The sequence below is a fragment of the Bacillus sp. X1(2014) genome, from assembly GCF_007678255.1.
In genome coordinates this window covers 1-12,914 of the sequence record NZ_VEED01000040.1, presented here as the reverse complement: position 1 = coordinate 12,914, position 12,914 = coordinate 1, and the positions used below count along the sequence as shown (strand labels likewise).

The window sequence follows — 12,914 nt, the reverse complement described above, 5'->3', positions numbered from 1 at the left end:
GGAAGTTAAGCTTCTCAGCGCCGATGGTAGTTGGGACACGCGTCCCTGTGAGAGTAGGACGTTGCCAGGCACATCAAAGACAACCTTTTCAGGTTGTCTTTTTTTGTATGCATAATTTTGGTGTGTGACACTCCAAGGTTTGTCGCTTTTTTAAGGGTTAAGCTTGAATTAAAAACAAAAGCTGCCAAAAGGGCAGCTACGATATCATTTGTTTAATCCGGAGATTTTGTAAAAGGTTATTCTTATTTCAAATGTGTTTTTATCTTTTTAGCAATGATGTCTGTTGCTTTTTTCGGATTTAAACGATATAAAAAGTCCATTATTTTTGCATCATTTCCGGCTAATACTCGGTATTTTTTATTTTCCATTCCTTTAATAATGATTGCAGCAGCTTCATTTGGGCTGAGCATCTTATATGAATGGTTACCGGCACCATCTAATTCAATTCTAGCATTTTTGACGATGTTCGTGTCGACTCCACCTGGAAAGACGATAGTGACGCCTACATTGGTATCTCTAAGCTCTAAATGAAGTCCTTCGGTTAACATTTTAACGGCCGCTTTGGAAGCTGCGTAAACCGATTGAAGCGGTACTGGAAGAAATCCCCCCATGCTTGATACATTGGTTATGTAAGCTTCTGGCCGATTTAAAAGGTGCGGTAAGAACGATTTGCACATATAGAGCGTACCGTAAAAGTTGACATCCATCACTCTTTGAATTTGTTCATAATCAAGGTCATTCACGCTATGAAACTGTTGAATAATTCCTGCATTATTAATAATTCCATCTATGCATCCATGTACGGCAATGATCTCCTCTGGAAGCTTTTCCACATCATCTCTATTAGCTAGATTAGCTATGTGTGTTGAAATCTTGTCGTTTCCATAGACTGTTGCTAATGATTTTATTTCCTCCAGCCCGGATTTGTGGATGATGGCTGCGACTTTAGCTCCTTTTTCTAAAAGCTGGCGAACGAGTTCTCTCCCAATCCCGCCTCCAGCACCTGTTACGACAATAACTTTATTGAATACTTTCATACAATTCCCCCATATATTGTTAAGAAAAATTAACCTATTAAACATGCAAATTCTTTTACATTTAATTAATGTAAATTGCTTTTAACTTTTTCTCTAAAAATAAAAAAAATAAGTGAAGTCTTTAAATGGAAGTTCGATTAAAGGGACTTCCCTGAATGCAAATAGGGGATTATGTAATTTACGCATAATCCCAGTATTGTTTCATAGTTACACCCTTTTTTCCTCAATCCCCCAAACCTTCCGCAGTTCAGTTGGTATGAGAAATGGAGTATACTCATAATCTGTCATCGCTAGTGACTGACGCTTAATTAAGGCTAACCCAAATCGATTGACCATACTTCCAAAGAAGCCTGTATAATCTGAATCAAGAAAAAAGCCCATTAGCTCTTTGAATTTCATAAGTGTTTGCCAATTGGAGTGTGGAACTTCCATCCAGTCTGCTATTTCGTCCCCTACGGTTTCTCGAATTAGAGCAGGGATCATGTTGTCAAACATCTCACCGGGAATGAGCCCTGCGTGAAATTCAAGTAGAGCACGAGTCATCTGGATCCCTTCAGGTGATGGTCCATGGTGTCTTTTTTTAATCATTTTCTCCAACTGCTTCGACTCTTCCATTGTTTCTGGGATAATATCTTCTCGAACTCCCATCATGATTCCGACGATTTTCCAAAAGTAGAAGTAATCTTCCGCTTGTTTCTCTGTTACTTTCATACCTAATTGGCGAAGACCATCTATGGTGACTTTGGAAAAGGTTAATAGAGTACCAAGCAGATCCTCCTGACAAATCGGGATGCCATTTTCTTTTTCGTCCCATCTGCCGGTCTTTTGAACCAAATACCGAATGGCTGAATGCATTAAACGGACTTTTTGAATGGCTTTGATTCCTTGTCCTCCGGATTTCAGTCCGCCTGGCGCCATGATATGAAGTACAAATTGCCCTGTTTCTGCTATCCTGCGGTACGCATTTTGGCCTAAACGGTAACTGAATGTTAGGACCTTCACACCTTTCCGTGCTGCGTAACAATTCACAAGTGAGGATGTTGATAATAAGAAGGTGATGGCAATCCCATGCTCCTGAAATAAATCAGTTGCGTTTCTTATTCTGGCCCAATCCACGCCTTCTGGGCAGGTGGAGGTATTCTTCAGCCAAAATTCAATGGTATCAGGCAGTTCTTCCTGATACTCCTGGTCATTGTGCATCAATTGCTTCAACAAATTGTTTACGGAGCCAACCTGACTGTTCTTGAACAATTCTTCGATTATTCGGTCCAGAACTGGGTCGCCTTCCATCCGTAACTTTTCCAAAAACTCGTCTGTATATAGCATTCATTTCCCCCTCGATACTAACCCTTGGTAGATTACAAGACTTGAAACATTTTACATATATATTCCTATTAGAATACTAATATGAAAAGTGCCTGACACCCCTCGATATATGTCGAAGAATGGTAAAAATTTTTTTCTTTGAAGGATTTTCAACTTTTTTGCAGAAATTTAGTATTTATTAACCCCTATTTGGTCTACGAATATCTACTGTTTATCCGCAACATGTTACCTCTTAAAATTCATCTGTCCGAAATTCCAATCAATAATGGCATAGTTTGATAGTAGAAGAAATTGAGGGAAAGACCGGGTTCCCAACTAATTAAGGTTTGTCCACTAAATTTTTGTTTAAATGATGGATTGGCAATTGTATAAAAAGGGTGCTGTAAAAGATGATGAGGAGATGGATGCTATGGGATTTGAAGAAGAATACCAGGCGTTTTTTAATGCGCACTTACAGGTACGAACCGGTGAAAGGCTGCGACGCTTACAAGAAGGTCATAATCAGGCTGAAAGATTGTTTTTGAAACAAGTGTGGTGGCCTTTATTTTACCATTTTCGGTATCTTCATCCTGAGTATGAAGTTGATGATTTCAAGGATGGCAAAAGGTATTTGGATTTTGCCTATATTCGTCCCGCCATCCGGATTTGCCTTGAAGTCGACGGGTATGGCCCTCACCTAAAGAACATAAGCAGATGGCAATTTTCCGACAACCTTGAACGTCAAAACCAGTTGGTGATTGACGGATGGACCGTGATCCGCTTTTCTTATGACCAAGTTAAAGAGAATCCTCGTCGATGTCAACAGATTGTTCAGCAAGTGATTGGCCGATGGCTGGGGGATGAACTGGATCAGACATCTCTGTCCTTTGTCGAAAAGGAAGTGCTCCGGTTAGCGATTCGAAAAGGAGAAGCCATATCCCCTAAAGAAGTCGAAGCGTATTTGAAGCTAAGTGACAAGACGGTAAGGAAGGTATTTTCTCAACTAGTCGACAAAAAGATGTTGATTCCCGCATCCGGGGTCAAGAGGATCCGCACTTATCAGTTGGGGGATCAGGTTAAGCACCCGATCAGATAATAAGCGGAAAAATTCCGCTTATTTAGAAATTATCATTAAGAATAGCTTAAATAGAAGGAGAAATTCCGCCTATTTACCCGAAAAAAGTGAAAATGGGGAATTTTGAATTGCATAGCCGGAAAACCTCCCCTTATTATCCCCGAAACGAGCTCTATTCTGCAATTAGCCGGAAAATCTCCGCTTATTTCACTTCCGCTGATTACTTAATTAAGGACAATAGACTTCTTATTTAAATGGAAGTGAGATGAAAACCATCACGGGACGGGTTTTTGAGTGCCTGACACCCCCCGCATTATTTGGGGAGTATCAGGCACTGTTCTTAATTACCGTATGGACTGTATTCGACCTCCACCTTATCATTTTCTTGGTAGGGTGCCAGCATAAAGGCTGCTTTAATGATGGTATCTCCCTTATTAATTAAATAGTGGACCTTTTTTGGCTCCACATGAATAAAATCTCCTTGTTTACATTGGAAAATCTCCTCGTCAATATGAATTTCTAGTTCGCCCTCTAATATAAAGAAGTTTTCTTCCATAAAGTTATGATAATGTGCAGTAAAATCCTGTCCTGGCTGCAGAACAACGACACCAAAGTTCATTCGGGGTCCTTTTTGCAGGTACTTAGGACCGCTGTCACCAAATCGGTATTCTCGTTCATTCTCGTTAATAACAGTCATTATGTTTCACTCCTTTAGATGTTTTATAGCCCTGGGGCAATCCACATATGGTTTGTGTATCCTTGATCTGCTAGATTTAGTTGTACCTTGTACACAGCCTCCCACTTTTTATATAACTCTTCATAAATGAAGTGATTCGAAACGTTTGGTTCGAAGGTTTTTTCGAATTTAACCACTTGAGTAATAGCTTCATTAAAGCTTTCATAAACGCCTGCTCCTACACCAGCACAAATGGCCGCACCTAGAGCTGTTGATTCCTTTACAACTGGAACTTTCACTTTTATATTCAGAACGTCCGCAACAATTTGACACCATAAGTCACTTTTTGAAGCCCCGCCTCCAAAAACAATCGATTCCGGTGATTTGTTTGTTATTTTGGAAATGATTTCAATATTGCCCTTTGTGACAAAAGCGGCATTTTCCATAATGGCTCTGTAAAACGTTGCTTTATTAAAGGAGCTATCAAATTTAAAATCTATGAAACTTGGTGCCGCATGTTTCCATGAAAAGTAGTTCATTTTATCGGAAAATGTGCAAATCATTCCATTGCAGCCTGCCGGTACTTGTTGTGCTCTTTTCTCCATTTGTGCATAAATGCTTTCCCCGCTTTCCTTCTGAAGAAAGGCTTCAAGCTCACAAAACGTATCCCTGAACCATCTCATGATTAATCCGGGAAAGAAGGCGATGGCTTCATATTGCCAGGTATTTGGGATGGCATGGCAATTCACTCTTACTTTGCAATCATCATTGATTTCTACCTGGTTAGTTGTATATTCATATTGCCAAAAGCTCCCTCCTAAGACAGCTGCATCTCCTTCGTTGATGACCCCCATGCCAATGCAGCCTAATTGAGCGTCGCCGCCTCCTGCCACAACAATTGTTTGAGTGCTTAATCCAGTAAGTGCTGAAAACTCCTTAGTAACATGGCTGATTATGGAGCCGCTTTCATTTACAATCGGAAAAATATCACTTCGAAGATTTACCTTCTCAGCAATGCTAGGATCCCAAACTCTTTTCTTACTATCAAAAAGACCAGTGGTGCAGCCATTAGAAGGTTCAACAGAGATCACATCGGTCATGCGATATGTAATCCAGTCGTTTAGCATCGTAACGTATCTAACCTTGTTATAGGTTTCAGGGATATTATTTTTTACCCATAGGATTCTCGGAATTGCTCCTAATGAAAAGGTCTGTCCAGAGATATAATGAATGTCCGCTTCGATTGTGTCACTTATTTTACAAAGGTGAGCCACTTCATCGTTTGATCTTGAATCCACGTTGGCACAGGCCCATAATTCCTTTCCATTTTCATCGTATAGGACAATGGCTTCACGCATACTTGTGGTTGAAATAGCCACAATGTTTTCAGGGGTAACTTTACTCCTTGCTAAGATTTCCTTTATTAGACTGATGATAATGTCTATATTTTTCTCGATTTCAAAGTCCATGGAGCCTGGATACCGTTTATCTTCATGATGGGTCCATTCTGATTGTGTAACAAATTGTTCATGGCCAAGTGTGTTAAATAAAATGACTCTGACACTGCCGGTTCCGGCATCAATCGCCATTAAGTACTTTTCCATGCGATCCAATCTTCCTTTCTATCATTATTAGGGATTCATGATCAGGAGCATTTCATTCGATTAGACTTTTGGCAACCACTTCATCTGTAATTAATACATCGATATAGCCCCCTTTTAGGGCGCCGATAATAGCCTCTCTTTTTTCAACTCCTCCAGCAACAGCAATCACATGGTTAAGTGATTTTAATAAATGAATATCGGTACTAACCAGTTGCTTATGCAAGGGAAGATCTAGAACCTGGCCATTTCGATCATAAAATTGGCTTAATAAATCTCCTGCAGCCCCCAAAGATTTATAGATTTCCATTTCATGCGTGCTCAAATATCCTTCTTTCACAAGTGTGGCCCGTTCGTTTACTGCTCCAATGCCAATAATGGTGATCGTAGAGTAAGGGATCATTTCAAAGATTTTCTTGATTGGTCTTTCATTAATCAATTGTTTGGCGAGGTGTTCTGAAGATACTAATAATGGGGCCGGCATAATGTAATGGTTGTGATTCTGATTGGTGTAATAATCGGATGACGAATCGATCGCTGTTGGAATGTAGAATTTTACACCTCCTGATAACGAGACCAAGGTGACTTTATACTTTGTGGAGATATTTAAATGTCCCAAGGTTCCTGAAACGGCTTGCCCATACCCAACATTAATCATGGTGTCGCTGTTAATTCGGTCTTCAATATAGTGGGCGGCGGCCTTTGTGAGACTATTTAACGGATTTTCGTTAGAGGCAGGGACAATATAAATATCTTGTAATTGATATTGCTGCTTGAATTGATTCTGCAATTCAATGTTAACCAATTTTTCCAGGTTAATTTTAAATTGGATAATGTTATTGGCCTTCGCGATATCTAGGTATTTAATCACTTTCATTCTAGATAGATTTAAAGACTCTGCGATCTCATTTTGCGTCATTCCTTCAATGTAATATTTCCATGCGATTTTAATGATCAGGCTATTTTCATATGACATGTTCTTCACTCTCTACAGTTTATTTTTGAAACAAAAGTTTTATGTTAGAACAATTGTGATACTTTTGCTGTACGTTAAAACAAAAGTAACAGCAGTTATCATTCAAGCACCCTTCTATATTGTAATAAGCATGTAATGAATATTATGCCTAGTTCATATAATCTACAGGGGAATCATTCATTAGGTGTTTTGGCTTATTTTAAAATTTGCCAACATCAGAGATATATAGAAGGTTTACTAGCTAATAATATGTTTAATCGTTAATAAAATGTATAAATCTGTAATACGTTTAATAGTAAGCGATTACAAAAAGGTACTAAGGTAGGGGATGATGATGAAGGCGCCGAGGAACTTAGTGAGATTGGAGAATATCCGGAAGGCCTTTAACCGAAACCTCGTTTTGGAGGAGGTTTCATTAGAACTTAATGAGTCAGAAGTGATTGCTATTATCGGCGGTAACGGAGCAGGGAAGAGTACCTTAATGAAAATCCTTACAGGGATCTATAAGGCCGATGAAGGGGTTATTGAGATTGCTGGTGAAAAGGCAGATCATCTAAATCCTTCATCCGCACATGAAAGAGGCATTTATTTAGTGCCGCAGGAACCCTTGCTATTCCCGAATATGACGGTTGAACAAAACCTTACGATTGGATTTAGTAAAAATAAAAATGAAGTGAGAGAAGAAGCGGCAAAGCTCATTAAAGAATTAGGCTGGAACCTTGATCTGAATCGGTTAGCTGTTACATTGAGTATCGCAGAACAGCAACAGCTTGAGATCATAAAGGGACTTTTAAGAAAGTCAAAAGTATTAATTCTGGATGAGCCTACCTCTACCTTAACGTTTTCAGAAACAGAGTCATTATTCAAAGTGATTAATCAGCTGAAAAATGCTGGGGTTGGAATCTTCTATATTACTCACCGTCTTGATGAAGTCTTTCAGATTTCCACCCATGCCGTCATCTTACGGGACGGAAGAGTAACGCTTAAAGGGAAAATAGAGGAGTTCACGAAAGACATGTTGATTCAAGGGCTGCTTCCGGTGGGAAATGAAAATCATTACGAAGGTCGTTTTGAAAAACGAGGGGCTGCTCATGAGGGAGAAGAACCAATCCTTAAAGTTGAAAACATCGTTGGCGATGGATTTAAGAATATTAGTTTTGAAGTTTATAAGGGAGAGGTTGTCGGTCTGGCCGGGCTTGTCGGTGCCGGAAGAACAGAGATTGCGGAAGCGATTTACGGCATTCATCCGATTGCGAGCGGAAAAGTCTATCTTGATGGAAAGGACATTACAACGTTATCCATTAATGAAACGGTAGACAGCGGGTTGGCTTATATACCGGAAGATCGATTTTTAAATGGTATTTTTTCAATCACTTCTGTGAGAAATAATATCACCTCTCAACTGATTAAACGGCACGGTTTTTTTACCAAGAAAAAGTTAGAAGAACAAGTGGCCGATAAATATATTAAGAGATTAAGGATCAAGATAAATTCCCAGGAGGATGAAATCAAATCACTTTCAGGCGGAAATCAACAGAAGGCTGTGATTGCCAGGGCGTTATCCATGAACCCTAAATTAATCATCATGGATGAACCTACAAGGGGAATTGATGCGGCGGCAAGGGGGGATATCTATTCCATCCTGACAGAATTGAAAAACCAGGGATTTTCCATTCTTCTCATTTCCTCTGATTTAGAAGAAATCGAAAGAATTAGCGACCGCATCTATGCTGTCTATCAGGGGACCTGCGATGTTTGTCTAAACGTGGACCAAATCAATGCGGTCAATGTGATGAAGGCGGCTTTTGGAACCTTTAAAGGAAGTGATCAGACACATGCCTAGGGTTGGAAAAATATTTAAACAACGCGAATTTAGAACTTTCCTATTTTTAGTCCTTCTATTTGTTGTGGTAGGTTTTATCAACTCTGACTATTTTTCTTTACAAAATATCGATAAATCTTTGAAAAGCAGCTTGCTTTATATGGTTCTTGCCGTTGGGATGACCTTTGTCCTGTTAACCGGGAATTTAGATATTTCAATAGGCGGAACACTGGGGTTAAGTGCTGCTGTTTGTGGAACGATTCTTCGTGATGGAGGAAATATCCTTCTAGCTGTAATCACTGCCATACTTATTGGGGCTATCATTGGACTCATTAATGGATTTGGCGTGATCAAGTTAAAAATTTCTTCGTTTATTATGACGTTAGCGATCCTTTCCATTACGAGAGTGGTCCAAGTTATTTATACGGACGGAAAATGGGTAGAAAATATACCTGCAAACTTTAAAGAGCTTTCGAAAATTGACATCTTTGGAATTAATTTATTATCCTTCATCGTTATTGTAGGGATTATATTCGTTCAGTTATATCTAACTAGGAGCAGTAAAGGAAGATATTACAACGCTATTGGTGATAACAGAGAAGGAGCCATTTCCTTAGGAATTCCTGTGAATAGATATATTGTCTATTCCTTTGTCATTTCTGGTATCTGTGCTTCTTTAGCTGGATTAATCTTTGTTAGTCAAATTGGCTTTGTCTCTACCAATGCTGGAGCAGGAATAGAGTTGACGGTGATCGCAGCTTGTGTTCTTGGGGGAGTGTCATTGATAGGCGGGATTGGAACGGTTGTTGGGGCAGCGTTGGGAGCGATTATTTTAACGTCCATCAACTCTGCTCTGGTTTATATGAAAGTTCCGGCCTTTTGGAATGATACGATTTCGGGTTCGCTATTGATCATTATTGTAGTGATTGATGCCTTGTTTGCGTTTCATGCGAATAAAAAGGCAAAGAAACTAAGATTAAATGCAAGGGTTCTGTAAAAGGAGGTGTAGAAATGACATGTTAAATAAAATCCCGAAATGGAACCTTACTTTATTCGTCTTAATCATTGCTGAAATCATTGCTTTTGGGATGATTAATCCAAGATTTTGGAATATCACGATCTTGTTAAATAGCTTTAACGATTTTATTGCGATTGCCATTATTGGCTTTTTTGTCACACTGGTCGTTATTACAGGAGGAATAGACATTTCAGGCGTTTCGATTATTGGATTAACCTCGGTCGTCACAGGTCTTTTGTCGCAAGTGGTTGGGGTCAATATCTGGGCCTCCATCCTTTGTGCCATTTTAATTGGCGGGTTGTGCGGCCTTCTTAATGGCGTTCTGATTGCTTATGGAAGAGTTCAAGCGATGGTCATCACCCTTGGCGGCATGCTTTTATATAGCGGGATAGCCATTGTGCTGGTGGGATTGTCTGGTGTAAGTACCTATGAAGGGATCTCGGGCTTCCCTGAAGATTTTAGCAACATTGCCAATGGAGAGGTCATGGGAATCCCTCATGCTGTGCTTCTTTTTATTATCATGATTCTCATCGCTTATATTCTCCTGCACCGCACAAGGTATGGCAGATATATATACTTGACAGGAATTAACCAAAACGCGGCTGATTACTCGGGAATTAATACTAAAAGAATTATTGCAAGTTCATACGTCTTGTCAGGGTTAAGTGCCGGTGTGGCAGGGGTTGTATTAACTTCCTATTTAGGCAGTGCGAGAGCTGATTATGGTGCTGAGTATCTAATGCCCATTCTAACTGTTGTTGTGTTAGGAGGGACATTAATCACAGGAGGTAAAGGGGGTGTTGTAGGGACAGCGTTAGCTAGCATTATATTAGGATTTATGCAGATAGGATTACAAATGGCAGGGGTCTCCACCCAGTATATAGGATTAGCTACTGGTGTTCTTCTTATCGTATCTGTCGCATTCTTGGGCATAAATCCAGAGTTCAGATTGAACATGAAAAGGATCTTAAGACAAAAACAACATATTGGGGGTTAGGTACAGTGAGAAAAATAAAGTCTATTAAAATAGTAAGTATTTTGGCGAGTCTTACTTTATTATTAGCTGCCTGCGGATCCAATGAAAATTCATCCGGTGACGGAGATGGGGGTAAAAAGAAAGATCCTAAAGATATTCAGGTGGTTTTCATTCCAAAAATGACAGGGAATGCCTTCTTTGAGTCTGGAAACGATGGGGCACAAGAAATGGCCAAGAAGGTTGGTTTTAAAGTGAAGTACGATGGTGCTCCTGAGGGAACGGTAGCTAATCAAGTACAGATTATTAATAGTGCTGTCAATAGCGGTGCTGATGCGATTGCCATTTCTTCCGTCTCTTCTGACGGTTTGAATCAAGCATTGAAAAAGGCGTTGGATGCCGGCGTTAAAGTTGTCACATGGGACTCAGATGTGGATCCTAAATATCGTTCTGTTTATGTGGACCAGGGTACACCAGATATTCTAGGAAAAATGCTTGTTGACATGGCTGCCCAGCAAATGGATAAACCTGATGAGGCTAAGAAAATTGCCTGGTTCTATTCCAGCCCGACAGTTCCGGACCAAAACTCATGGGTTAAAGCCGCAAACCAATATATTAAAGAAAAATATCCAAAATGGGAATTGGTTACGACTCAATTTGGTGATGCAAATGAACAAAAATCATTACAAGTGGGAGAAAGTATTTTAAATTCTTATCCTGATATTGATGCGGTTATTTGCCCAGACTCAACCGCTCTTCCGGCTATGGCACAAGCGGCTGAAAATAAAGGATTAAAAGCGGATGATGTCATTATAACAGGCTTTGCTTCTCCAAATTCAATGAGACAATTCATTGAAAACGGCACTATTAACAACCATGGTTTATGGGATGTAAAAGATCAAGGTGCCCTTGCCGTATACGTCGCTTATTGGTTAGCACAAGGAAAGGAACTAAAAGTTGGAGACTCTTTGGAGGTTCCTGATATGGGTTCCGTTAAAGTAGAGCCGAACACCATCCAAGGCTATGATTATACTGCCGATGATTCAGGCATTATTGTGTTGCCTGAACGGATTGTATTTACGAAAGACAATACGAAAAACTACGATTTTTAATCGTTAAATAGAGTACTTGTTATAAAGGAGTGGGAGAAATGGCTGATACAGATGGCAACAAAAATGCAAAGGACTATTCTGAGAGTATACCGTTCGCCAATAATGGGAATTACCATGTAAAAGGTGCAAACAATTATGATTGGGGAATGAAGGATCGGTTATCGAGAATCTTTAACCCGGTCACTGGTAAAACGGTCATGTTAGCGTTTGATCATGGTTATTTCATGGGACCTACGTCAGGGCTAGAGAGATTAGATTTGCTTATTCCTAGATTAGCAAATTATGCCGATTGCTTAATGGGGACTAGAGGGGCTATTCGAAGCAGTGTCCCGCCGACCTTTAATAAAGCGATTGCCTTACGAGCTTCCTCTGGTTCAAGCGTTCTCCAAGATGACCTAAGTCATGAATCCATGGTGGTGGATATGGAAGATGCGATTAAGATGAATGCAAGTGCGATCGCGATTCAAACATTCATTGGAAGTGATGGGCAAAAGGAAACCATCGAAGAGTTGAACCGAGCTGTTAACCTTGGCTCAAAATACTCCATTCCAACATTAGGTGTTGTAGCGGTTGGTAAAGAAATGGCACGCACTACTAACTTCTTCTTGTTAGCGACAAGAATGCTGGCTGAATTTGGTGCACAAATTGTTAAAACGTATTACTGTGAAGATTTTGAAAAAGTTGCCGCAGCTTGCCCAGTCCCATTAGTCGTGGCAGGAGGTAAGAAATTGCCAGAAAAAGATGCCCTTACACTGGCCTACAACTCTATCCAAGGTGGAGCAGCTGGTGTGGACATGGGAAGGAATATATTCCAATCTGAATACCCCGAAGAAATGATTCAAGCGGTCATTAAGGTTGTTCATGAAGGGTTTACTGACATAGAGGCTTTTGAGTATTACCAACATCTCACAAACTAAGTTCCATTATTTTGTACAGTAAAGCTTCTACATACAGTAGGAGCTTTTACGTTTTAAATGATAAGTACAGGGACCATGGGGACGGTTCTCGCGGTTTGGTGTGTGCCAGAAGTGCCTTCTTCTTTGGTGAAAATTGAGATTTTGTAAAAGGTTATTCTTATTTCAAATGTGTTTTTATCTTTTTAGCAATGAGTTGAAAAAAAGATGTTGATGCCCGCATCTGTGCAAAAGGATCTGCTCTTATCGGTTGGGGGATCATGTTAAGCACTCAATCAATTAATTAGGCGGAAAAATTCCACCTATCTAGAAAATTTCATTAAGAATAGGATTAAGTCCGTATAATTGTGTAAAAAGAAAAAGGGGTCAAATTAATTCCTTTTGTCAACAATGTTATCAGCGACG

At 39.8% G+C, this 12,914-nt stretch carries 11 protein-coding genes; 6 read left to right on the top strand and 5 right to left on the bottom strand.

The annotated features are described in order from the left end of the window. Positions 1–242: 242 nt before the first annotated feature. Both FS608_RS29395 and FS608_RS29390 read right to left on the bottom strand, forming a co-directional pair. The gene (locus tag FS608_RS29395) at positions 243–1,037 is read right to left on the bottom strand and encodes an SDR family NAD(P)-dependent oxidoreductase (RefSeq protein ID WP_144556080.1); all 795 of its coding nucleotides are present in this window, start codon (positions 1,035–1,037) and stop codon (positions 243–245) included. A gap of 207 nt (positions 1,038–1,244) precedes the next feature. After that, positions 1,245–2,363, bottom strand: a complete 1,119-nt coding sequence (locus tag FS608_RS29390) for an oxygenase MpaB family protein (protein ID WP_144556079.1) — start codon at positions 2,361–2,363, stop codon at positions 1,245–1,247. A gap of 352 nt (positions 2,364–2,715) precedes the next feature. Between FS608_RS29390 and FS608_RS29385 the strand changes: the two genes are divergently transcribed. Further along, entirely contained in the window at positions 2,716–3,438 is a 723-nt protein-coding gene (locus FS608_RS29385; protein ID WP_313958753.1) for a DNA-binding response regulator, read from the top strand. A 319-nt stretch (positions 3,439–3,757) separates the two neighbouring features. Here the strand turns inward: FS608_RS29385 and FS608_RS29380 are convergent, their stop codons facing one another. The 3 genes from FS608_RS29380 to FS608_RS29370 are packed head-to-tail and all read right to left on the bottom strand — an operon-like array spanning position 3,758 to position 6,670. Next, complete coding sequence (locus tag FS608_RS29380; RefSeq protein ID WP_144556078.1) at positions 3,758–4,114, bottom strand: cupin domain-containing protein; 357 nt, start codon at positions 4,112–4,114, stop codon at positions 3,758–3,760. A 23-nt stretch (positions 4,115–4,137) separates the two neighbouring features. Next, a complete protein-coding gene (lsrK, locus tag FS608_RS29375; RefSeq protein ID WP_144556077.1) occupies positions 4,138–5,697 on the bottom strand; it encodes an autoinducer-2 kinase in 1,560 nt (519 codons plus the stop codon). Positions 5,698–5,749: 52 nt separating this feature from the next. Beyond that, entirely contained in the window at positions 5,750–6,670 is a 921-nt protein-coding gene (locus FS608_RS29370; RefSeq protein ID WP_144556076.1) for a sugar-binding transcriptional regulator, read from the bottom strand. A 355-nt stretch (positions 6,671–7,025) separates the two neighbouring features. Here FS608_RS29370 and FS608_RS29365 point away from each other — a divergent pair, with 355 nt between their 5' ends. Genes FS608_RS29365 through lsrF form a run of 5 tightly spaced genes read left to right on the top strand, consistent with a single transcriptional unit; the run spans position 7,026 to position 12,512 of the window. Further along, positions 7,026–8,513: a sugar ABC transporter ATP-binding protein gene (locus tag FS608_RS29365; RefSeq protein ID WP_222127431.1), complete on the top strand. Its 1,488-nt coding sequence runs from the start codon at positions 7,026–7,028 to the stop codon at positions 8,511–8,513. Continuing rightward, positions 8,506–9,489, top strand: coding sequence for an ABC transporter permease (locus FS608_RS29360; protein WP_144556074.1), 984 nt, complete (start codon positions 8,506–8,508; stop codon positions 9,487–9,489). Before FS608_RS29365 ends, FS608_RS29360 begins: the two co-directional genes overlap by 8 nt. A 19-nt stretch (positions 9,490–9,508) precedes the next feature. Beyond that, the gene (locus tag FS608_RS29355) at positions 9,509–10,507 is read left to right on the top strand and encodes an ABC transporter permease (protein WP_144556073.1); all 999 of its coding nucleotides are present in this window, start codon (positions 9,509–9,511) and stop codon (positions 10,505–10,507) included. Between the two features lie 14 nt (positions 10,508–10,521). Beyond that, the gene (gene lsrB / locus FS608_RS29350) at positions 10,522–11,595 is read left to right on the top strand and encodes an autoinducer 2 ABC transporter substrate-binding protein LsrB (RefSeq protein WP_395947844.1); all 1,074 of its coding nucleotides are present in this window, start codon (positions 10,522–10,524) and stop codon (positions 11,593–11,595) included. Between the two features lie 38 nt (positions 11,596–11,633). Then, positions 11,634–12,512, top strand: a complete 879-nt coding sequence (lsrF, locus tag FS608_RS29345) for a 3-hydroxy-5-phosphonooxypentane-2,4-dione thiolase (RefSeq protein ID WP_144556072.1) — start codon at positions 11,634–11,636, stop codon at positions 12,510–12,512. The last annotated feature ends 402 nt before the right edge of the window (positions 12,513–12,914 follow it).

Coding starts and splice junctions, on each gene's coding strand:
- FS608_RS29395 (WP_144556080.1), bottom strand. CDS start 1,037: ATGAAAGTATTCAATAAAGTTATTGTCGTAACAGGTGCTGGAGGCGGG.
- FS608_RS29390 (WP_144556079.1), bottom strand. CDS start 2,363: ATGCTATATACAGACGAGTTTTTGGAAAAGTTACGGATGGAAGGCGAC.
- FS608_RS29385 (WP_313958753.1), top strand. CDS start 2,716: ATGGATTGGCAATTGTATAAAAAGGGTGCTGTAAAAGATGATGAGGAG.
- FS608_RS29380 (WP_144556078.1), bottom strand. CDS start 4,114: ATGACTGTTATTAACGAGAATGAACGAGAATACCGATTTGGTGACAGC.
- lsrK (WP_144556077.1), bottom strand. CDS start 5,697: ATGGAAAAGTACTTAATGGCGATTGATGCCGGAACCGGCAGTGTCAGA.
- FS608_RS29370 (WP_144556076.1), bottom strand. CDS start 6,670: ATGTCATATGAAAATAGCCTGATCATTAAAATCGCATGGAAATATTAC.
- FS608_RS29360 (WP_144556074.1), top strand. CDS start 8,506: ATGCCTAGGGTTGGAAAAATATTTAAACAACGCGAATTTAGAACTTTC.
- FS608_RS29355 (WP_144556073.1), top strand. CDS start 9,509: ATGTTAAATAAAATCCCGAAATGGAACCTTACTTTATTCGTCTTAATC.
- lsrF (WP_144556072.1), top strand. CDS start 11,634: ATGGCTGATACAGATGGCAACAAAAATGCAAAGGACTATTCTGAGAGT.